Annotated in this window: 19 protein-coding genes, 1 tRNA gene and 1 pseudogene; 10 read left to right on the top strand and 11 right to left on the bottom strand. The window is 61.8% G+C overall.

The annotated features are described in order from the left end of the window. The first annotated feature begins 25 nt into the window (after nucleotides 1-25). Nucleotides 26-102, top strand: a tRNA-Asp gene (locus LHFGNBLO_RS25105). 212 nt (nucleotides 103-314) lie between these two features. On the opposite strand, the gene rbsK is transcribed toward LHFGNBLO_RS25105, so the two are convergent. From rbsK to LHFGNBLO_RS25120, 3 genes are read right to left on the bottom strand one after another with little or no spacing between them, the layout of a single operon-like run. Beyond that, nucleotides 315-1,244 carry a ribokinase gene (rbsK, locus tag LHFGNBLO_RS25110; protein WP_258601991.1) on the bottom strand — a complete coding sequence of 310 codons (930 nt, stop codon included), beginning with the start codon at nucleotides 1,242-1,244 and terminating at the stop codon, nucleotides 315-317. A 4-nt stretch (nucleotides 1,245-1,248) separates the two neighbouring features. Next, a complete protein-coding gene (locus LHFGNBLO_RS25115) occupies nucleotides 1,249-1,701 on the bottom strand; it encodes an RbsD/FucU family protein (protein WP_258601992.1) in 453 nt (150 codons plus the stop codon). A gap of 34 nt (nucleotides 1,702-1,735) precedes the next feature. Beyond that, nucleotides 1,736-2,794: an ABC transporter ATP-binding protein gene (locus LHFGNBLO_RS25120; RefSeq protein WP_258601993.1), complete on the bottom strand. Its 1,059-nt coding sequence runs from the start codon at nucleotides 2,792-2,794 to the stop codon at nucleotides 1,736-1,738. Nucleotides 2,795-3,052: 258 nt separating this feature from the next. Here LHFGNBLO_RS25120 and LHFGNBLO_RS25125 point away from each other — a divergent pair, with 258 nt between their 5' ends. From LHFGNBLO_RS25125 to LHFGNBLO_RS25140, 4 genes are all read left to right on the top strand, one after another. Beyond that, on the top strand, nucleotides 3,053-4,717 hold the full coding sequence (locus LHFGNBLO_RS25125; protein WP_258601994.1) for an ABC transporter substrate-binding protein: 1,665 nt from the start codon (nucleotides 3,053-3,055) through the stop codon (nucleotides 4,715-4,717). Between the two features lie 96 nt (nucleotides 4,718-4,813). After that, complete coding sequence (locus LHFGNBLO_RS25130; RefSeq protein ID WP_258601995.1) at nucleotides 4,814-5,935, top strand: carbohydrate ABC transporter permease; 1,122 nt, start codon at nucleotides 4,814-4,816, stop codon at nucleotides 5,933-5,935. A gap of 14 nt (nucleotides 5,936-5,949) precedes the next feature. Beyond that, on the top strand, nucleotides 5,950-6,867 hold the full coding sequence (locus tag LHFGNBLO_RS25135) for a carbohydrate ABC transporter permease (protein ID WP_258601996.1): 918 nt from the start codon (nucleotides 5,950-5,952) through the stop codon (nucleotides 6,865-6,867). 3 nt (nucleotides 6,868-6,870) lie between these two features. Continuing rightward, nucleotides 6,871-7,188 (top strand): hypothetical protein, encoded by a 318-nt coding sequence (locus tag LHFGNBLO_RS25140; protein ID WP_258601997.1) that lies wholly within the window; start codon nucleotides 6,871-6,873, stop codon nucleotides 7,186-7,188. On the opposite strand, the gene LHFGNBLO_RS25145 is transcribed toward LHFGNBLO_RS25140, so the two are convergent. Together LHFGNBLO_RS25145 and LHFGNBLO_RS25150 are read right to left on the bottom strand one after the other, a co-directional pair. After that, the gene (locus tag LHFGNBLO_RS25145; protein WP_258601998.1) at nucleotides 7,185-7,928 is read right to left on the bottom strand and encodes a creatininase family protein; all 744 of its coding nucleotides are present in this window, start codon (nucleotides 7,926-7,928) and stop codon (nucleotides 7,185-7,187) included. The two genes, LHFGNBLO_RS25140 and LHFGNBLO_RS25145, sit on opposite strands and share 4 nt — an antisense overlap. Nucleotides 7,929-7,931: 3 nt before the next feature. Next, the gene (locus LHFGNBLO_RS25150; RefSeq protein ID WP_258601999.1) at nucleotides 7,932-8,498 is read right to left on the bottom strand and encodes an SIS domain-containing protein; all 567 of its coding nucleotides are present in this window, start codon (nucleotides 8,496-8,498) and stop codon (nucleotides 7,932-7,934) included. Nucleotides 8,499-8,680: 182 nt separating this feature from the next. On the opposite strand from LHFGNBLO_RS25150, the gene LHFGNBLO_RS25155 reads away from it, so the two are divergent. After that, nucleotides 8,681-9,703 (top strand): aldo/keto reductase, encoded by a 1,023-nt coding sequence (locus LHFGNBLO_RS25155; RefSeq protein ID WP_258602000.1) that lies wholly within the window; start codon nucleotides 8,681-8,683, stop codon nucleotides 9,701-9,703. A gap of 100 nt (nucleotides 9,704-9,803) precedes the next feature. Here LHFGNBLO_RS25155 and LHFGNBLO_RS25160 read toward each other — a convergent pair whose 3' ends face one another. The 4 genes from LHFGNBLO_RS25160 to LHFGNBLO_RS25175 all read right to left on the bottom strand — a co-directional run bounded on the left by LHFGNBLO_RS25160 (nucleotide 9,804) and on the right by LHFGNBLO_RS25175 (nucleotide 15,301). Next, the gene (locus LHFGNBLO_RS25160) at nucleotides 9,804-10,076 is read right to left on the bottom strand and encodes an HU family DNA-binding protein (RefSeq protein WP_258602001.1); all 273 of its coding nucleotides are present in this window, start codon (nucleotides 10,074-10,076) and stop codon (nucleotides 9,804-9,806) included. Between the two features lie 300 nt (nucleotides 10,077-10,376). Then, the gene (lon, locus tag LHFGNBLO_RS25165) at nucleotides 10,377-12,788 is read right to left on the bottom strand and encodes an endopeptidase La (RefSeq protein WP_258602002.1); all 2,412 of its coding nucleotides are present in this window, start codon (nucleotides 12,786-12,788) and stop codon (nucleotides 10,377-10,379) included. Nucleotides 12,789-13,079: 291 nt separating this feature from the next. After that, entirely contained in the window at nucleotides 13,080-14,354 is a 1,275-nt protein-coding gene (clpX, locus tag LHFGNBLO_RS25170) for an ATP-dependent Clp protease ATP-binding subunit ClpX (RefSeq protein WP_023759839.1), read from the bottom strand. Between the two features lie 317 nt (nucleotides 14,355-14,671). Continuing rightward, nucleotides 14,672-15,301: an ATP-dependent Clp protease proteolytic subunit gene (locus LHFGNBLO_RS25175; protein ID WP_258602003.1), complete on the bottom strand. Its 630-nt coding sequence runs from the start codon at nucleotides 15,299-15,301 to the stop codon at nucleotides 14,672-14,674. Between the two features lie 341 nt (nucleotides 15,302-15,642). Between LHFGNBLO_RS25175 and LHFGNBLO_RS25180 the strand changes: the two genes are divergently transcribed. Further along, nucleotides 15,643-16,233, top strand: a complete 591-nt coding sequence (locus LHFGNBLO_RS25180) for a hypothetical protein (protein ID WP_258602004.1) — start codon at nucleotides 15,643-15,645, stop codon at nucleotides 16,231-16,233. A gap of 8 nt (nucleotides 16,234-16,241) precedes the next feature. Here LHFGNBLO_RS25180 and LHFGNBLO_RS25185 read toward each other — a convergent pair whose 3' ends face one another. Continuing rightward, nucleotides 16,242-17,345, bottom strand: a complete 1,104-nt coding sequence (locus LHFGNBLO_RS25185; RefSeq protein ID WP_258602005.1) for an NAD(P)/FAD-dependent oxidoreductase — start codon at nucleotides 17,343-17,345, stop codon at nucleotides 16,242-16,244. 105 nt (nucleotides 17,346-17,450) lie between these two features. Here LHFGNBLO_RS25185 and LHFGNBLO_RS25190 point away from each other — a divergent pair. The 3 genes and pseudogenes from LHFGNBLO_RS25190 to LHFGNBLO_RS25200 all read left to right on the top strand — a co-directional run bounded on the left by LHFGNBLO_RS25190 (nucleotide 17,451) and on the right by LHFGNBLO_RS25200 (nucleotide 20,469). Beyond that, nucleotides 17,451-18,700: pseudogene (locus LHFGNBLO_RS25190) on the top strand (cytochrome P450). Between the two features lie 23 nt (nucleotides 18,701-18,723). Continuing rightward, nucleotides 18,724-19,785, top strand: a complete 1,062-nt coding sequence (locus tag LHFGNBLO_RS25195; protein WP_258602006.1) for a hypothetical protein — start codon at nucleotides 18,724-18,726, stop codon at nucleotides 19,783-19,785. 57 nt (nucleotides 19,786-19,842) lie between these two features. Beyond that, entirely contained in the window at nucleotides 19,843-20,469 is a 627-nt protein-coding gene (locus LHFGNBLO_RS25200; protein ID WP_258602007.1) for a transporter substrate-binding domain-containing protein, read from the top strand. A gap of 89 nt (nucleotides 20,470-20,558) precedes the next feature. Here the strand turns inward: LHFGNBLO_RS25200 and LHFGNBLO_RS25205 are convergent, their stop codons facing one another. Beyond that, nucleotides 20,559-20,909: a cupin domain-containing protein gene (locus LHFGNBLO_RS25205; protein ID WP_258602008.1), complete on the bottom strand. Its 351-nt coding sequence runs from the start codon at nucleotides 20,907-20,909 to the stop codon at nucleotides 20,559-20,561. Between the last annotated feature and the right edge of the window lie 8 nt (nucleotides 20,910-20,917).

Raw genomic sequence — 20,917 nt, forward strand, 5'->3', positions numbered from 1 at the left:
ACGGCTGACACGTGCTCGTCTATGCGCGGGTGTAGCTCAGTTGGTTAGAGTGCCGGCCTGTCACGCCGGAGGTCGCGGGTTCGAGCCCCGTCACTCGCGCCATTTCTCCCAGAGGTCATGGCCTTTGGTTCGGAGAAATGTCGACGTTGATGTCAAAAATATCTCCTTGAATGCGTTAACTCAGATCGGTTGCCTTCAGATCCGAGTTTGATTTCTGATGGATCAAGCTAGGAGCCTTTGCTTCCGGATCCGGCCAGAAGACAAGAACCCCTCGGACGAGAGCCACCGAAAGGTCTGGTCCTGCAGCCACGGCATCAAGCCTTGGCGAGCAGCGCCTCGACCTCTTGCAGCGTCGGCATCGACGGCGCGGTGCCCGGCCGGGTCACTGAAATGCCGGCAACGGCGCAGGCGAAGCGCATGGCCTGCAGCGGTTCCACGCCTCTCGCAAGTGCTGCAGCCAACCCGCCATTGAAGGCGTCGCCCGCCCCTGTCGTCTCGACCACCGGGCCGGCATTGACCACGGGAACATGGTCAGAACGGCTGGCCGTGTGCAGCAGCGCGCCCTTTTCGCCAAGCGTCACGATGACAGCGCCGACGCCTTTTCCAAGGAGGCTATCGGCGGCTCGGCGCGCATCGTCGATCGAGGAAACCTTGATGCCGGTCAGTTCCTCGGCCTCGGTCTCGTTGGGCGTGACATAGTCGCAAAGCGTGTAGATGCGATCCGGAAGCTTTGCCGCCGGCGCCGGGTTGAGGATGGTGGTGACCCCTGCCCCGCGCGCAATCTCCAGCGCCCGCAGCGCTGCGTCGATCGGCTGTTCCAGCTGGGTGACGAAGACACCGGCCGAGCCGATCAGGCCGGCGTGGGCGTCGATGTCGGCAGGCGAAATCAGCATGGCGGCACCGGGACTGACGATGATGGCGTTATTCCCGGTCGTCTCCTCGATAAAGATATAGGCCGCACCGGTGTAGCTTTCCGGCGTGTCGATGACGGCGCTCTTCACGCCGGCTTTCGACCAGGTCTGCCTCGCCATATCGGCGAAGGGATCGACGCCAAGGCGGGTCAGGAAGGTGATGTCGGCGCCAAGCCGGCCTGCCGCGACCGCCTGGTTCGAGCCCTTGCCGCCCGGGCCAAGCGTGAAGGATGTGCCAAGGATGGTCTCGCCCATGCGCGGCTGGCGGGCGGCGCGATAGGCAGTGTCGGCGACAAACACCCCGAGGATGACGACAGGCTTGCCGGCTGCCATTTCCCTACTCCGCGTCCGGCGGAACGACGCCCTTGCGGAAGGCAAAGCAGCCATAGAAGCGGCGCTCGCCTGTCTGGATGACGCAATAGGCCTTCTTGGCGCGTTCGTAGAAGGCATAGCGCTCGACCGAGATCATCGGCCAGGCCTTACCCTCGGCCGCGTCGATCTGCTTTTGGACTTCCTTCTGCACAGGCGGGATTTCATCTGGATTGCCGACGATCTCCATGCGGGCGGCTGCGTCGTCGACGAAGCTGTCCAGCGGATAGAGCGACAGCACCGCCTTGACCACGTCCGCCGCCGGCGCATCGATGTGCAGCAGCTTGCCGAGCACGGTCTGGCGCGCCACCGAATCGGCGGGGAAATTGGTGTCGGCGATGATCAGGTCGTCGCCGTGGCCCATCGCCCGCAGTGCCTGAAGCACATCGGCATTGAGCAACGGGTTGATCCCTTTGAGCATGTATTCCTCCCGGAAAAGTTTGCTTGGGCGAAAATCAGAGCCGGTTGCCGGTCTCTGCGTCGAAGAGGTGGACCTGGTCAAGCCTGGGTTTCAGGTGCAGCGTGTCGCCCGGCTTGAAGTCGTGGCGCTCGCGAAACAGCGCCACCATCTCGCCTTCGCCGAAGCGCAGGAAGACCAGCGTTTCGGAACCGGTCGGCTCGACCACAGAAATCTTCGCCGGCACGCCGTCGGGGTGGATTTCGAGATGCTCGGGCCGCACGCCATAAACGACGTTGCGCCCGTCCTCCACCTTGCTGTTGGCAGCAATCGGGAACGGCGTTCCGGCAATCTCGACAACCGGCTTGTCGCCCTTGCGAACGACACCTTTGAGCAGGTTCATTGACGGCGAGCCGATGAAGCCGGCAACGAACAGGTTGGCCGGCCGGTCGAACAGTTCGAGCGGCGCGCCGACCTGCTCGATGCGGCCATCGCGCATGACGACGATCTTGTCGGCCATGGTCATGGCCTCGATCTGGTCGTGGGTGACGTAGATGGTGGTGGTCTTCAGCCGCTGGTGCAGTTCCTTGATCTCGGTGCGCATCTGCACGCGCAGCTTCGCGTCGAGGTTGGAGAGCGGTTCATCGAACAGGAACACCTGCGGATTGCGCACGATGGCGCGGCCCATGGCGACACGCTGGCGCTGGCCACCCGAGAGCTGGCGCGGATAGCGTTTGAGATAGGGGGCGAGGTCGAGAATATCGGCGGCGCGCTTGACCCGCTCTGCGACGACCGCCGGATCGGTCTTCCGCAGCTTGAGCGCAAAGGCCATGTTCTGCTCCACCGTCTTGTGCGGATAGAGCGCGTAGTTCTGGAACACCATGGCGATGTCGCGCTTGGCCGGCGGCAAATGGTTGACGACGCGGTCGCCGATGGCGATCGTGCCGCCGGAAACGGTTTCCAGCCCCGCCACCATCCTGAGCAGCGTGGACTTGCCGCAACCCGAAGGGCCGACCAGCACCACGAACTGCCCGTCGGCGATATCGACGCTGACATCGTGCAGGACCTTGACGGTTCCGAACGCCTTGGCCACATTGCTGATCGCGACTTGAGCCATCACTCCCCCTATCGTCGCCGTGAAGCTAACCAACGCAAACGGCGAGGGCAAGTCAGTCTCTTATAGATAAAAACCCAATCTCGTTGACACGGCACTTGGTTGTGAGAATAGTGGCAGGCGTCAGGGTCTTGGCCCTAATCGAAGCGCTTGCGCGAGAGGGAACTTAGGCCTGCTATTTCCGGGAGTCGCGTCGTTGGGGAACACCGTTAGCGCTCCACTATCCGAAACTGTCACCATTGATCTTCTGGGAGGAACGAGATGAGAGTCAGCCTTTTCAACCAACTCATGCGCGCGGGTGCCACCCGCCGCGATATACTGAAGGGAGCGGCCAGCATGGCCGCGCTCTCGGCGGCATCCGGCGCCGGTCTTGGCGCATTGACGCGCCCGGCATCCGCCGCCGATGATCTGCGCGCGCAGATCCTGCAGATCCCGGGCGTCGGCAAGGGTCAACCGACCGACGCCGACTTCCAGAAGGTCGGCGAGATGTGCCTTGGCGCCACCAAGGCCAGTGTCAAGCCGGGCGAGTTCGCCGGTGTCGAGCTCACCTTCATGGGCCTCAACAACCAGAACCTGCACAATGTGCTGTACCGCGGCTTCCTGAAGGCGTGGGAAGACTATACGGGCGCCAAGTTCACCTGGATCGATCTGGCGCAGGCCGACTACGGCGCGCGCCTGCAGCAGTCGATCGCCACCGGCACCGTCGACTTCGACGTCATCGAGATGGGGGCGCCGTTCGAAGGCGATGTCTGCGGCAAGGGGTTGGCCTCCGAGATGCCCGATTGGGTCAAAGAACAGATCGACATGAAGGATGTCGTGGCCTATCTGCAGCCGCCGGTCGGCACCTGGGATGGCAAGCAGTACCGTGTGACCGTCGACGGCGACGCGCACAATTTCAACTATCGCACCGATGTCTTCGCCGACAAGGGTCTCGCCGATGAGTGGAAAGCCGCCGGCAACGCAACGCCGTGGGGCGTACCGACCACCTGGCAGCAGGTGCAGGCCGTGACCAAGTTCCTCAAGGGCAAGAAGTTCAACGGCCAGGACGTCTACGGTTACCTCGACGCACCCAAGGCCTGGGGTGGCTTCGGTTTCTACTTCCTTGGCAGCCGCGCCACCGCCTATGCCAAGCATCCCGACGACAAGGCCTGGCTGTTCGACGCCGACACGATGAAGCCGCGCATCAACAATCCGGCCTGGGTGCGGGCGATCCAGGACGTGATCGATGCGCTGCCGTCCGAGCCGCCGGATCAGATCAATGCCGACCCGAACCAGACCTGCTTCTCGCAATTCCTGGGCGGCACAGGTTCGATGCTGGCTTGGTGGGGAGACGCTGGCTCGAATGCGAAGACCAGCGACTCCTCGGTCGTCGGTGACGTCACCGGCTTCTCGATCCTGCCTGGTTCCGACGATGTCTACAATTCCAAGACCGGCAAGTGGGACACGCTCGCGAGCGGCCCGAACTTTTCGCCGAACTGCGCCTATCTCGGCTGGGGCGTTTATGTCATGGCCCGCGTCGATAGTGACGAAAAGAAGAAGAAGGCGGCCTGGTCGGCGGCAGCCCATCTCGGCGGCAAGGACCTGTCGCTCTGGTGCGCAGCGTATCCGTCGGGCTTCCAGCCCTACCGCAACAGCCATTTCAACATTCCGGAATGGGTGGCGGCCGGCTATGACGAGGCGTTCATTACCTCGTATCTCAAGTCGGAGGCTGACAGCTACAATCATCCGAACGCGGCGATCGAGCCGCGCATCCCCGGCATCTTCCAGTATTACAGCGCCGCCGAGGACATTTTGGCCAACACCTTCGCCGGCAAGATGAAGGCGCAGGAAGGCGCCGACGCCATCGCCGCCGCCTGGGAGAAGCTGACCGATCAGCTCGGCCGCGAGAACCAGATCAAGCTCTACAAGGCCTCGCTTGGCGTGTAGGCTGATCGTATAGTGAACAAGGGTCCGGCGGTGCAAAGCCGCCGGACCTGACCGGCCAGGCCGGTCGTAGGGCCTTCTTATGAATGGACGAGACGCGTGGCTGACCAGACCTTGCCCACCAATGCATGGCCGGCAAACGCCGTTCCACCCGACCTGATAGCGCCAGGCCGCAAGCGGCTCGGCCGGGCAATAATGGCCGTTGCGACGCTCGGTCTCCTGGCAATCATCGCAGTCCAGATCCTGTACAAGACTGAAGTCGACGCCATTGGCTTCGAGACCTGGCGGCCGATCGTCTATGCCTACATGCTTTGGGGCGTGGCAATCGGCATCGGCCAGGTGCTGACGCGCGGCGAAGACGGCCAGCGCGCGCTGTTCCTGCTGCCGGCGCTGCTGTTCACCATCGCCATGGTGATCTTTCCGACGCTGTTCGGCTTCTACATCGCGCTGACCGACTGGAACCTCAGTTCCGTCACCGGCCGGAGATTCAACGGGCTCGACAATTTCTGGCAGATGCTGGCCGACCCCTACTACCGCAACGCGCTGTTCAACATGGTGCTCTACGTGCTCGCCGTGCTGGTCGAATATGCCATCGCCTTCGGGTTAGCATTGTTGCTCAACGCGCAGATCCGGGCACGCAAATTCTTCCGCGTCGTCTTCCTGATGCCGTTGATGCTGTCGCCGGTCGCAGTGTCGTGGATGATCGGCAAGTCGCTGATGGAATACCGCTTTGGGCCGGCGGCAACGCTGGCGCGCCAACTCGGCTGGGAAAACCCGGCCTTCTTCTCGGACCCGATCACCGCCCGCATCTCGATCATGGTGCTCGATGCCTGGACCTTCATTCCGTTCATGATGATCATGCTCCTTGCCGGCCTGCAGGCCATGTCGCGCGAGGTGCTCGAGGCCGCGCGTGTCGATGGCGCCACCGCCTGGCAGACCTTCTGGCAGGTCACCTTCCCGCTGATGCTGCCGGTGTCGGTGACGGCGGTCATCCTGCGCATCATCTTCAAGCTGAAGCTTGCCGACATCATCATCACCGTCACCTCGGGTGGCCCGGGCGGTGCGACCGATTCCGTGTCCAGCTTCATCTACCGCGAGTACCGCGACCGCTCGAATGTCGGCTACGGCACCATGCTGGCGATGGCCTATCTCGTGATCATCGTCGTGTTCGTGACGTGGCTGTTGAAATTCGCCAACCGCTTCGTGCGCAACGTCAATTAGGGCCCGCGGGGAACATGAGCGTCCAGACCACCGATTATACCGCTTCCGAGATCCGCTCGCCGGCGAGCTTTGTCGCCAACCGCGTCTTCATCTATGGAGCGCTGGCCTTCTGGGCCTTCATCTGCCTGTTCCCGATTTACTGGACGATAACCACCTCGTTCAAGACCGCGGTCGACGTCACCCAAGGCCATCTCATCCCGTTCGTCGACTTCCGACCGGATTGGAAAGGCTGGCGTTCGCTCGGCCTGTCGCCGGACTCGATCTTCCGGACCTCGACGGTGCGCGACGAGTTCCTCAAGCGCTTCATGAATTCGGTCATCACCTCTGTCGGTGCATCGAGCCTCGCCATCGTCATCGGCAGCCTCGCCGCCTACGGCCTGACCCGCTACCGCTACCATTTCGCCTGGTTCAAGAACGAGGACATCTCCTTCTTCTTCCTGTCGCAGCTGATCCTGCCGCCGGTCGTGCTCGCACTGCCGTTCCTGGTGCTGTACCGCGAAGTCGGCCTGCTCGACACGCGCATCGGGCTGATCCTGCTCTACACGCTGATGGTGCTGCCGATCGTCATCTGGATCATGCGCGACCAGTTCAATTCGATCCCGGTCGAGCTCGAGGAGGCAGCGCTCGTCGATGGCCTGTCGATCTGGGGCGCCTTCTTCCGCATCGTCCTGCCGATCGCGCTGCCGGGCATGGTCGCCGCCTTCATCCTGGCGATGGTGCTGTGCTGGAACGAGTATTTCTTTGCAGCCCTTCTGACCTCGACCGATGCCAAGACCATCCCTGTCATGGTGGCGAGCCAGACAGGCTCACAAGGCATCAACTGGTGGTCGATGGCGGCGCTCGCCACAGCAGCCATAGCACCGCTTGCCGTCATCGGCATCGCGCTGGAACGCTACCTGATCATGGGTATGACGGCGGGAGCCGTGAAGTAGGCGATGGCCAACAAATACTGGTTCGCGCGCAATCGGCGGGGCAACGGCTACAGCAAAGGCGTGATGCCGATCAGTTGGGAAGGCCGGGCTGTGATCGCCGGCTTTGTGGTGGCGATGGTCACCGGTGGCCTGATCATGCTGTTCCTGGGCCTCAACACGAACCTCATGGCGCTTGGCATCGTAATCTACGTCATACTGGCGATCTGCGGCGGCGGCACGTTCCTCTGGGCTGCTGCGACCAAGGTCGATCCCGACAAGACCAGGGCCGACTATCAGGCCGAAAGGCTAAGAGCCAGATCGTCCGGGTCTAGACAGGTCTAGCGCAAAAGCGTCGTGCGCAGGTGATCGAGGATCATGGCGACGGCCTCCTGCCCCATCTCCGCCGAGGCGTCGGGTGCAGTTGCCGTGTACCACCCGGTGTTGTCGGCGAAATGGCTGGCGTCCACCGCTTCAGGGCACAGCGCCAGCATCAGCGAGGTCTCACCAATGCCGGCATGGTCGAACGGATACTTTCCGTTCATCGCTGCCGGCATCAGCGGATGCACCTGCACCCAGTTGAAGAAGTTCTCACCCGAGGCGTGGCCGGAATAGTAGCCGGCCATAGCCTGGGCCCCCCACCAGCCCTCGCCGCGCTCCTTCTCGAGAAACCGGAAGATCGCTTGCCGGCCGGCGGCCTTGAAGGCGAGATCGGTCGGCATGCCGGCGGCAAAATTCTCGGTCTGGTGGTGGACGATGGCATGGATGTTGCGAAAGCCGATGCGCAGCAAGCTGTAGCACAGCTCCTCCGCGAACGGCGCCAGCGCATTGCCGCCGACCTGCACCGAACCGCTGCCCTCCGGCGGCGCCACCGCATAGCTCGCCGCGCCGTAGTAAAAGGGCGGCAGGATGACGATGTCGGCCTCCTTTTCGAACAGGTACAGCACCTTGACGACCGCCAGCGTGTCCATGCCGACAGCCATATGCTCGCCATGGTATTCGAGCACGCCCAGCGGCAGTGCGACCGGCCAGTTCTCGGCGATCGCCTTGCGGATCTGGTGCGGCAGCATCAGCTCGTAGCGCATGGTCTATTCCATGTTGGTGTGGCGGGCACGCATCGCTTCTGGCGTTGCCCCGGTGATGGCTTTGAGCTTCAGCACCATCACCTCGAACAGCAGGAACAGTGCGCCTTCGAACACCGAGCCCATCGGCAGGACGGAGGTCTTTTCCGGTCCCTGGTCGCTGGCCATGGTCTGCGCCGGGATCAGCAAGGTGAAGTCGGCAAGTTTCGCAGCACTGCTGCCGGCCTCGGCGGTGAGCAGCAGAGTGGTCGCACCCGTTTCGCGGGCGACTTGCATCAAGGTGAGCACGGTTGAGGTCTCGCCCGGACCGGAGCTGACGAGGAGGACATCGCCTGGACCCAGCGGTGGCGTGGTCATGTCGCCGACCACCGACACCGGCCGGCCGAGATGGTAGAGCCGCATGGCAAAGCCTTTGACCTGCAGCGCCTCGCGGCCGCAGCCATAGGTGACGATTTGCCTGGCGCCGGCCAGAGTGGCGCAGGCGGCGTCGATGCGGCCGTCGTCCATTCGCGCCAGCACGCTGCCAAGCTCATTGAGCGCAATCGCGAACAGATTCTTGTCGACATTCGTCATGATGGTTCCGCCTCCGAACCAGAAAACGGTCTTGATTTTCCAGTCACGTTTTCCCCGAACAGCTTGTTTTTGTTCATGCTATCACTGCGAAAATCCGTGTCCAACGGCCCTCGATGCTTTTGCTGTGCCACGGGTGTGATAAGTGTCATGTCAGACAAATCAACCTAGGAATTCGGCAGCATATGAAGACACGGCATTTCGACCGCATCGGCAATGGCGGCATCGCGTTCACGGAACTCGGCTTCGGCACGGCGCCACTCGGAAACCTCTACCGCGCCGTCTCCGATGAGGACGCCAACGCCACGCTGGAGGCCGCTTGGCAGGTCGGCTGCCGTTACTACGACACCGCGCCGCTCTACGGGCTCGGCCTGTCGGAAACGCGGCTCAATCCATTCCTGCGCTCGAAAAGCCGCGACGACTATGTGCTGTCGAGCAAAGTCGGGCGCATCATGCGCGCCTGCCCGCCCGAACAGCGCACCGGCATCGGCAAATTCTTCGACACGCCGTCGCGCCGCGAAGTCTATGACTACAGCTATGACGGCGTCATGCGCTCCTTCGAAGCGTCGCTGGAACGGCTCGGCGTCGACCGCATCGACATCCTCTTCGTGCATGACGTCGACATCTTCACGCATGGCAGCAAGGAAGCCTCGGACCAGCGCATCGAGGAGTTCATGGCCTCCGGCTATTATGGGCTGCTTTCGCTGCGCGACCAGGGCGTGATCAAGGCCTTCGGCGGCGGCATCAACGAATGGCAGGTTTGCCAGACGCTGGTCGAGCGCGGCGACTTCGACCTCTTCCTGCTTGCGGGGCGTTATACGCTGCTGGAGCAGGAGGCACTGGAAACCTTCCTGCCGCTCTGCCAGGCGCGCGGCATCGGCATCGTTCTTGGCGGACCATACAATTCAGGCATCCTGGCAACTGGGCCCAAGCCTGGCGCCTACTACAACTACTCCGAGGCGCCGCAGGATATCCTCAATCGTGTTGCCGCCATCGAGGCCGTCTGCAAGCGCCATAGCGTGCGCCTGATCGAGGCAGCGCTGCAGTTTCCGCTGCTGCACCCTTCGGTCGTCTCGGTGATCCCCGGCGGCCAGCGCGCGAGCGAAGTCGAAAGCAACCGCTCGCTGCTCGATGCAAAGCTGCCACCCGCGCTGTGGGCCGATCTTAGGAAGGAAGGGTTGATGCACGCCGACGCACCGACGGCATAAAGGCCGCTGCCTCCTTTCGAAAGCGCAGCAGCATTGGCGTGACACAAAAAAGAAAAGCCGGGCAAGCCCGGCTTTTCTGATCTCTGAAAAGAAAAAGGTCTTAGTTGACCGCGTCCTTGAGGCCCTTGCCGGCCGAGAACTTCGGCACGGTGCGCGCCGGAATCTTCACTTCGGCGCCGGTCTGCGGGTTGCGGCCGGTCGACGCAGCGCGCTTTGACACGGTGAAATTTCCGAAGCCGACAAGCCGGACATCGCCGCCCTTCTTCAGTTCGCCAGTGATCACGGAAAACACCGCATCGACCGCCGACTGCGCGTCGCCCTTCGACATGCTTGCGGAATCGGCGACAGCGGACACCAGTTCGTTCTTGTTCATAAAACTTCCCTTCCATGAGAAAACCGGAACCACACGACTCATCCGGCAGGAAACGGACTTTAGAAAGAAGCGTTCCGGCAACCAAGTCGAAAAGCAGGAAAAAAAGCAGAAAAAGCCCGGAAATGCTGGGTTTTTCACATGAAAAAGCCGGGCTCAAGGCCCGGCTCTCTCTTTGTGCGCTGCAACATCAGCAAAATCTGATGCATGACCCCGAAAACCGGTTTCGGTTTTCGTAAAGGATCATGCATCGACTCCAAGCGTTAGAGCGTCCTTTGCGCGTCCAAGAGGACGCGCGGCGCTCTAATGCGCAAGCGTCTTTCCGGCATCATCCCCGTTGTCAGCCGAGGCCGGCGGATTGACCGGCTCGACCCACTCGATCGGGTCCGGCATACGCACCAGCGCGTGGCGCAGCACCTCGCCGACCCGTGAGACCGGAATGATCTCCATGCCGTTCTTCACATTGTCCGGAATCTCCGCCAGATCCTTGGCGTTATCTTCCGGGATCAGCACCTTCTTGATGCCGCCGCGAAGTGCGGCAAGCAGCTTTTCCTTGAGGCCGCCGATCGGCAGCACCCTGCCGCGCAGCGTGATCTCGCCGGTCATCGCCACATCCGCCTTGACCGGAATGCCGGTCAGGATGGAGACGATCGCCGTGGCCATCGCCACGCCAGCCGACGGTCCGTCCTTGGGCGTTGCGCCCTCGGGTACGTGGACGTGGATGTCGCGCTTGTCGAACAGCGGCGGCTCGATGCCGAAATCGACGGCCCGCGAGCGGACATAGGACGCCGCCGCCGAGATCGATTCCTTCATCACGTCGCGCAGATTGCCGGTCACCGTCATGCGGCCCTTGCCGGGCATCATCACGCCTTCGACCGTCAGCAGCTCGCCGCCGACTTCCGTCCAGGCGAGACCGGTAACGACGCCGACCTGATCGTCAGCCTCGACCTGACCGAAGCGGAAGCGCGGAACACCAAGGTAATCGGCGAGATTTTCCGCCGTGATGTTGACCGTCTTCTTCTTGGTCTTCAGGATCTCTGTCACCGCCTTGCGGCCGAGCTTCATCAGCTCGCGCTCCAGGCTTCTGACGCCCGCTTCACGAGTATAGGTCTGGATGATGCCGCGGATGGCGTCCTCGCCGACGGAGAATTCCTTCGGCTGAAGCGCGTGGTCGCGGGTCACCTTAGGCATCAGGTGACGCTTGGCGATCTCGATCTTCTCGTCCTCGGTATAGCCGGCGATACGGATGATCTCCATGCGGTCCATCAAGGGCGCAGGGATGTTCAACGTGTTCGCCGTCGTCACGAACATCACGCTCGACAGGTCGTATTCGACCTCGAGATAGTGGTCCATGAACGTCGAGTTCTGCTCGGGATCGAGCACCTCGAGCAGCGCCGACGACGGATCGCCGCGGAAATCCTGGCCCATCTTGTCGATTTCATCGAGCAGGAAGAGCGGATTGGACTTCTTCGCCTTCTTCATCGACTGGATGACCTTGCCGGGCATCGAGCCGATATAGGTGCGCCGGTGGCCACGGATCTCGGCCTCGTCGCGCACGCCGCCCAGCGCCATGCGGATGAACTCACGGCCGGTTGCCTTGGCGATCGACTTGCCGAGCGAGGTCTTGCCGACGCCGGGAGGACCGACGAGGCACAGGATCGGCCCCTTCAGCTTCTTCTGGCGGCTCTGCACGGCGAGATACTCGACGATGCGGTCCTTGACCTTGTCGAGGCCGAAATGGTCGGTGTCGAGCACGTTCTGCGCGAAGGACAGGTCCTGCTTGACCTTGGAGTTCTTGCCCCACGGTATCGACAGGATCCAGTCGAGATAGTTGCGCACGACGGTCGATTCAGCCGACATCGGCGACATCGTCCGCAGCTTCTTCAGTTCGGCTTCCGCCTTTTCGCGGGCCTCCTTGGAGAGCTTTGTCTTCTTGATGCGCGCCTCGATCTCGGCGGCCTCGTCGCGGCCGTCCTCGCCCTCGCCGAGCTCCTTCTGGATCGCCTTCATCTGCTCGTTGAGGTAGTATTCGCGCTGCGTCTTCTCCATCTGGCGCTTGACGCGCGAGCGGATGCGCTTCTCCACCTGCAGGACGGAGATTTCGGCTTCCATGAAGCCCATCGCCTTTTCCAGCCGCTCCTTGACCGAGAGCGTGGCCAGCATTTCCTGCTTCTCGGGGATCTTGATGGCAAGGTGCGACGCGACCGTATCGGCGAGCTTGGAATAGTCGTCGATCTGGCTGGCGGCACCCACCACTTCGGGCGAGATCTTCTTGTTCAGCTTGACGTAGTTCTCGAAGTCGGTGACGACGGAACGCGCCAGCGCCTCGACCTCGACCTCTTCTTCCTCCGGCTCGACCAGCGCCGCGGCGTGGGCCTCGTGGAAGTCGGGACGGTCGGTGAACGAGACGATTTTCGCGCGCGTGGCACCTTCGACCAGCACCTTGACGGTGCCGTCCGGCAGTTTCAGCAATTGCAGCACGTTGGCGAGTGTGCCGATGTCAAAGATGGCACCGGGCTCGGGATCGTCATCGGCGGCATTCATCTGGGTGGCAAGCAGGATCTGCTTTTCCTGACCCATCACCTCTTCCAGCGCCTTGATCGATTTCTCACGCCCGACGAAGAGCGGAACGATCATGTGCGGGAACACCACGATGTCGCGCAGCGGGAGGACTGCGAAAACGCCGTCGCTGGGAGCCTTGGATACTTTGGCCATTGTCCAACCTTTCATGTCGCGGCCACCAATAGGCCAACCGCGAATCTTATATTAACGACCAAGGGCCGTTCCGCCTACCACCGTTTGTGACGGGAGTTTTACAGCACAGAATTCGGCCCCTCGGCCTTCTTTTGTTAGTTGGATGCACGAGGGCCAAAGATCAAGGGTCATCACGATCCGTTCATCCAATCCATTTCTCTCGACGCGGTCCATCCGCAACAGCAAAGATGGGGTGCAACAGCAAAACGGCGCCCTGCGGCGCCGTTTCAAAAAATCCACTGCCGGCTCACGTCAGGCGCTGACGTTGCCCTTCTTTTCCTTCTGCTCGGAGTAGATGTAGAGCGGCCGGGCGCTGCCGGTAACCACCTCTTCTGAAATAACCACTTCGCGCACGCCTTCCAGCGCCGGAAGCTCGAACATCGTGTCGAGCAGGATCGCTTCCATGATCGAACGCAGGCCGCGAGCGCCGGTCTTGCGCTCGATGGCGCGCTTGGCAATCGCCGACAGCGCATTCTCGTGGAAGGTCAGGTCGACGTTTTCCATCTCGAACAGCCGCTGATACTGCTTGACCAGCGCGTTCTTCGGCTCGGTCAGGATCTGGATCAGCGCCGGCTCGTCGAGGTCCTCCAGCGTCGCCAGGACCGGCAGACGGCCGACAAATTCGGGAATGAGACCGAATTTCAACAGATCTTCGGGCTCGACCAGGCGGAAAACATCGCCGGTGCGGCGATCCTCGGGCGAAGCGACGATGGCGCCGAAGCCGATCGAGGTCTTTCTGCCGCGATCCGAGATGATCTTGTCCAGCCCGGCGAAAGCGCCGCCGCAGATAAACAGGATGTTGGCGGTGTCGACCTGCAGGAACTCCTGCTGCGGATGCTTCCTGCCGCCCTGCGGCGGCACGGAGGCAACCGTGCCTTCCATGATCTTCAGCAAAGCCTGCTGCACGCCCTCGCCCGACACGTCGCGGGTGATCGAGGGGTTGTCCGACTTGCGCGAAATCTTGTCGATCTCATCGATGTAGACGATGCCGCGCTGGGCGCGCTCGACATTGTAGTCGGCCGACTGAAGCAGCTTCAGGATGATGTTTTCGACGTCCTCGCCGACATAACCGGCTTCGGTCAGCGTCGTGGCGTCCGCCATGGTGAACGGCACGTCGATGATGCGGGCCAGCGTCTGCGCCAGCAGCGTCTTGCCGCAACCCGTCGGGCCGATCAGCAAAATGTTGGACTTGGCCAGCTCGACGTCGTTGTTCTTGCCGGCATGCGCGAGGCGCTTGTAGTGGTTGTGGACGGCCACCGACAGCACGCGCTTGGCGTAGGGCTGGCCGATGACATAGTCGTCGAGAACCTTGAGGATCTCCTGCGGTGTCGGCACGCCTTCGCGAGACTTCACCATCGAGGTCTTGTTCTCCTCGCGGATGATGTCCATACACAGCTCGACGCATTCGTCGCAGATGAAGACCGTCGGACCGGCGATCAGCTTGCGCACTTCGTGCTGGCTTTTGCCGCAAAACGAGCAATAAAGCGTGTTCTTGGAATCACCGCTATTGTTGCCGACCTTGCTCATTTTCATGTCCTTTCATAGCCGCCCGCCGATGGTCTGGCTGAAAGGGCGCATATTCAATATATCGCGGGAATTCGCCGCCGCCAGTGTCCCAGCTCACACAACGCATTCCGTACGAAACACAAATCAGAAAACGTCGCAATGATTCGCAACAACCCCACCCAACGCTAAGCCGTCGAAACTCAACATAGCCTTAACGTAGGCAATCGTAGCCGTCGAGGGAACAGCCAATTGTGGCCGAAATGCCGCAAGCCGCGCCAAAAGCGCTGGATACGCCCTTCCGCGATCCGGGATACCGCCATCCAACTGCCACTTGGCGCTTATGCGGCAACACCTTCGACCGGCTCGCGCGACGAAATGACCTTGTCGATGAGACCGAAATCCCTGGCTTCGTCGGAGGTCATGAAGTGGTCGCGGTCGAGCGTTTTCTCGATTTCCTCGTAGGTTTTGCCGGTGTGCTTGACGTAGACCTCGTTGAGACGGCGCTTCAGCTTGATGATGTCCTGGGCATGGCGCTCGATGTCGGAAGCCTGGCCCTGGAAGCCGCCGGAAGGCTGGTGAACCATGATGCGGGCATTCGGCGTGGCAAAGCGCATGTCCTTGTGGCCGGCGCAAAGCAACAGCGAGCCCATCGAGGCCGCCTGGCCGATGCACAGCGTCGATACCGCCGGCTTGATGAACTGCATGGTGTCGTAAATCGCCATGCCGGAGGTGACCACGCCACCCGGAGAATTGATGTAGAGGTTGATTTCCTTCTTCGGATTCTCCGCCTCGAGGAACAGGAGCTGCGCGCAGACCAGCGTCGCCATGCCGTCCTCGACCGGACCGGTGATGAAAATGATGCGCTCTTTCAGCAATCGCGAGAAAATGTCGTAGGCCCGCTCGCCGCGATTGGTCTGTTCGACCACCATCGGAACGAGGTTCATGTAGGTTTCGACGGGGTTCTTCATGGACTATCCCTTACTGAAGGTGGGATTCCGGCGCCGGGCGATGTTAGCAAGTCGGGCAGAATCGGTTCTGGATCGTTGTTCTTGTAAATAGGATGCCGGCTCACCCTTGCGCAAGGCCGACCGGCCTAGCCATCCGGTTAAGTCAAATCAAGGTTGCGGCGCAAGTATCTGTCCGATGCCTTATCATCGTCGCTGCCACCCCGTCGAGCGGTCGTTGCTGTGTAGGAGTTTCTTAACCGCGTCGCTTAACGAAATCCGGCGAATCCGCTTTTCGCCGGCCCGGCTTCCCCTACAATTCACCGTTGAGCTTGCGTTTGAAGTCCAAAACAGGGGGAGTTACGATGTTCAGGAAAACGTCTTCCTTCGCCATCGCCGCGCTGACTGTTCTGGGCACGGTGTCCGAAACGGCTGCGGGCGGCCGCGCCGTCGAATGCTACGAACCGGTCAACACTCCCGCCACTTACGAAACCGTCTACGAAAACGTGCTCGTCAGTCCGGCCGGCCAGCAGGTGCACACCATTGCAGCCATCTATGGAACGCGCGAGCGGGTGGTGCAGATCGCGCCGGCGCGCGTCAGCTACGAGATCGTGCCTGCCATCACCCGCACCATCTATCGCACGGTGAGGGTCGATGACGGCGGCTATTCCTGGGAATGGCGCATCATCCATGGCCGCAGGGTGCTGTGCAAGATCAGGCACCGAGCGCGTTATGAACGCGTGGCCGAAACAATGGTGGTGCAACAGGAACGCCGGCGGCGCGTGGTGCATCCGGCCGAGTATGAGAGCATCGCCGAAGAGCTTGTCGTGCAGCCCGAGCAACGGCACATCATCGACGTTCCCGCCTCCTACCAGACGGTGGCGCGCCGGGTGCTGGTCCGGGAAGGCTCAACCGACTGGCGGCGCGTGCATATTCCGAGGCACTGCCGGTATTAGAGCCGCTCTCAGACCACCTCGGCCCGCAGCCACTTGTTGAGGCCGCCGACATCGCTGTTGCCGATGCAAGCTGCGACGCGCCGCCCCACCGCCGCGCCGAACTTGTAGCCATGGCCGGAACAGGCCGAGACGATCAGGCACTTGCCCTTCTCATGCACGAAGAACTTCTCGTCGTCGGTGAAGGTGTAGGCGCAGGTGACGACCTCGGTCACCTCATATTCGGCGATGCGGGCGATCGGCGGTGAGAACAGGTCGCGGATCGCCTCGCCCTCACCTGGCACCGGCTGGCGGTTCCAGTCGGCGTCGCTGGTCGGCACCCTGTGCAACCCTGAGCCGAATTTCATGCCGGCGCCGCCGGAGGGCGGGATCACATAGCCGTCGACCGTGCCGCCGATATCAAGGATCACCGGTGCGGTCTGCCATGCCGCTTTCAGGTCGGCCGGCGGTTCGACATAGGCGAGCGCCGTGCGAAAAGTCTTCAATTCGCCGCCCAGTTCCGGAAACAACTTCAGCACCCAGGCGCCGGCAGTGACGACGATGCGGTCGGCCTGCATCGTCTCACCGCTCTCAAGCACGATGCGCCCGGCCTCGGCGTCGACCTCGATCACCCTGCTGTTTTCGTAGACATTGGCGCCGTTGGCGCGCAGCCATTTTGCCAGCCCCGCCGCAATCTTGCGGCAATGCAGCGCGCCGCCCTCCGTCGAAAAATAGGCATAGCGGAACGAACCAGTCTCCAGGAAAGGCCAGCGCTCGACGGCAGCATCCGGCTCCAGCAGGTCAAACGGATAGTTCCCTTCCTCCAAGCCTTGGCGGTATTCCTCGGCCTCGTCTCCCGGCTCACGTGAAATGCAGAGGAACCCGCGCGCATCGAGATGGCTTTCGCCAAGATCGGCCCACATCTCGTCCCATGCCTCATAGGCTTCGGTGATCAGCCGGCCATAGCCAGTTCCAGCCCGGTAGGCGCGGCGGATGACACGGTGATGATCGCCCGAGGCAGCAAGCGGATTGGGGATCGGACCTTGCTCGACGATCGAGACAAGGTGCCCGGCCTTGACCAGCGACCACGCCGTCGAAAGCCCCGCAATGCCCGCACCGACCACGATCACATTCATCAAAACCGTCTTTCCGCAGCCGCGTCGGCTGGCTCAACTCATTGGGCAATCGGGCGCCAACATACGGTCTGGCGCCTCTCTGGCAAGCCGCGCTAATGATCCAGGATGACCAATTTGATCCCGCCACCTTACCTGGTGTTTGATCCAGTCCGCCGCCATGTGCGACTGGACCCACATGAGCCGGCTTTTTTCCAGAACCCCTATGAGGCCTATGCCTTCATGCACGGCATATCGAACGCCTTCTTCTGGGAAGAGTTCGGCTTCTGGTGCTTTGGCGGCTTCGACGACGTCAACAGGCTGTTGCGCGACCGCCGCTTCGGCCGCCAGAACCCGGCCGGAATCCCCGACAGCCGCGGCATCGGTCAGGACCGCACGCATCTCAGCGCCTTCGACGGTATCGAGGCCATTCGATGCTGGAGCTCGAGCCGCCGGTGCACACCAGACTCCGAACACTGGTCAACCGCGCTTTTGTCTCGCGCCAGGTCGAGCGGCTGCGGCCGCGTGTCGAGGCGCTCGCCAACGAATTGATCGATCGTTTCGAAAAGGGCCAGGTCGATCTGCTGCCGGCTTTCGCGGCTTCCTTGCCGATCACCATCATTGCCGAGATGCTGGGCGTGCCGGTCGAGATGGGGCCGCAATTGCTCGACTGGTCGCATCAGATGGTTGCCATGTACATGCATGGCCGCACGCGCGAGACGGAGGAGACGGCCAATCGCGCCGCCCGCGATTTTTCCGATTTCCTGCGCAGCTATGTCACTGTACGGCGCAAAAATCCCGGCGAGGATCTGTTGTCGCTGCTGATCTCGGCACAGGAGGATGGCCAAAAACTCTCGGAGGACGAACTGGTGTCCTCCGCCATCCTGCTGCTTAACGCCGGCCATGAAGCGACCGTCCACCAGACCGGCAATGCCGTGCGCTCGATTCTCGCGCAAGGCGGTGACCCCAACCGCTTCTTCACATCGCCGGAAGCGACCGCGGCAACAGTCGAGGAGTGCCTGCGTTTCGATGCCCCACTGCATATGTTCCTACGCTATGCCTATGACGAGATCGAGGTTGGACCCGGGATTGTCCTGAAACCCGGCGAAAAGATCGCATTGCTGCTCGGCATGGCCAATCATGACCCGCTTGCCTTTGCCGAGCCCTCCGCGTTCAGGCCTGACCGAACGGACCAAAAGAACGTGTCGTTCGGCGCCGGTATCCATTTCTGCATCGGTGCGCCGCTCGCCCGGCTCGAATTGCAGGTGTCGCTGAAGACCCTGTTCATGCGGCAGCCGCGACTGCATCTTGCCGAACAGCCGCGCTTCCGCGACACTTATCATTTCCATGGGCTGGAAACGCTCGCCGTCAGTTTTTGAAAGGGCGAGCCTGGGGCTGCGACATGAGATGGTTTTCGATGCGGGCGGCGGCGTTCGCCCTGGCACTGGCATGCGGTAGCACCGCCGGCGCGTTCGCTCAGCAACAAAACATCCAGCAGGAAAACAGCGATGCCGTGGCCCGCGCGCTGGCAGGCGGTCTGCTCGAACGCCAGACTGGCGCGCCTGTGCCCGCAGACAGGTTCTGGGCGTATGAGGTCGATTTCAACCTCGACGGATTCTCCGAAATCTACGTCTATGTCACAGATCCGGCCTGCGACGGGGTGACGTGCGGGCTTTTCCTTTTCGTGCTGGAAGGCGACAGCTACCGCGAGGTTCTCGGCGATATTCCAGGTGCAAGGCTCACGCCTCCAGACAGGATCAGGCTCGCCGCTTTCAAACGGAACGACTTCATCGACCTGCAACTCGACCAGAAGCTGTTTGGCTGGACGGGCGACCGCTATGCTGAAGTGTCGACCTTCCCCGCTACGTCGCTCGACGGTGGTTCCTTCATCGCTGCCTGTCAGAAAAGCAAGTCGAACGAACAGCCAGAAGAGGGCGAGGCCGAACGGGTGGCCAGCGAATGCCAGTGCCAGTTCAACCGCTTTCAGGCGATCGGCTTCACGCAGGCAGACCTCGACCAGTATGCCGCCTATTTGGGCGAGAACTTCGACTATCCCACAGGCGACAAGGAGAAAGCCTGGCAGGCCGTGATCAAGAACGCGCAGGACGTGGCGACCGGCTGCGATGTCGCCAGCGGCAAGAGCCAGTGGCAACCGGCCTACTTCAACCATGGCGACCAGCCACAAGAGAAGCTCGATTTCGCTGGCTTTGTCGAAGCCTGCCCCGGCCAGGATTTCATCCTGACCAACCGCAAGATCGGCTCGCCGGACCGCGCGCTCGGGCTTTGTGGCTGCCTTGCCCGTGAAATGCCGACCCATGGCGTCACGCAGACAGGGCTGGATCTTCTGGCGCAGTATTATCGCAACGAGATTTCCGATGCCGATATCGATGCCCAGGATGCCGAACTGCTGACGGCTCACGACAAGGTTTCTGAAGCGTGCCTCGGCCTGTTTCCGGCCAGATAGGCGCGGACAGAATTCAACGATGGCCTATTGCAGGGCTGGGACGGCATGACCGAAACGATGACATTCGCTTTTTTGCAGGAGCCGCCCTTCTGTTTTACCGACGCATCCGGAAATCTCTCAGGTTGCGACGCCACACTCGCGCAAAAGGTCTACCAGGCGCTGGGGCTGGAAGCGTTTTCGCCCATCGAGACCGAATTCGCCAAATTGCTTCCCGGATTGGTCGAAGGCCGGTGGGATATGACCACCGGTCTGTTCATTTCGGACGAACGCAAGAAGCTTGTCGACTTCACGCGGCCGATCTGGGTGCTGCAGGACGGGTTGCTGGTTGCCAAAGGCAATCCGCGCGAAATCCGGGGCTATCGTTCCATCGCCGGCGACCAGGCAGCCTTGATCGGCGTCATATCAGGCCAGGTTCAACATCAGACAGCCTTGCAAAATGGCGTTCCGCCCGAGCGGATAAGGATACTCGCCACGCAAGCGGAGGCGGCGGAGGCCGTCGCTGCCGGCGTGGTTCATGCCTATGCGAGTGTCGCCCTGGCCCATCGCGGCTATCTGAGCCGGCGACCCGATGCGCTTCTTGCAGTCGTCGATGTTCCGACAGCCGAAAAACAGCCGGCCGCCGGCTTTCGCTCTCGCCAAGGGCAAAACGGCCCTGCGCCAGCGCGTCGATGCATGCCTCAATGATTTGCTAGGAAGCGCCTGGCATCGGGAGATGATGCGCGGCTACGGGTTTTCCGATGCCCACATCGATCAGCTTCTGTGAGATCTGGCTTTCAGAGCTTGATCACATATTCCTTGCGAGTCGTTTCAAGCACTTCCCAACTGCCCCTGAAGCCGGGCCTGAGCACAAAGCTGTCGCCGGTCCTGACGGTGCGGGCCTCGCCGCCCTCGTCTGTGATCACCGAGACACCTGACAGGATGTGGCAAAACTCCCACTCGTCATATTCGATGCGCCATTTGCCCGGCGTGGCTTCCCAGATGCCGGCATAGAGCCCGCCGTCGCGTTCCTCGACATTCCAGGTACGGAACTTCGGATCGCCTGCAATCAGCCGATCCGGCGCCGGCGCACCAAGTTCCGGTTCGACACCATCGATACCGACGAAGAGAAAATTCGGCGCGGTCATGGACGCTC

The sequence above is a fragment of the Mesorhizobium sp. AR10 genome (genome assembly GCF_024746795.1).
In the GTDB taxonomy this organism is placed as follows: domain Bacteria; phylum Pseudomonadota; class Alphaproteobacteria; order Rhizobiales; family Rhizobiaceae; genus Mesorhizobium.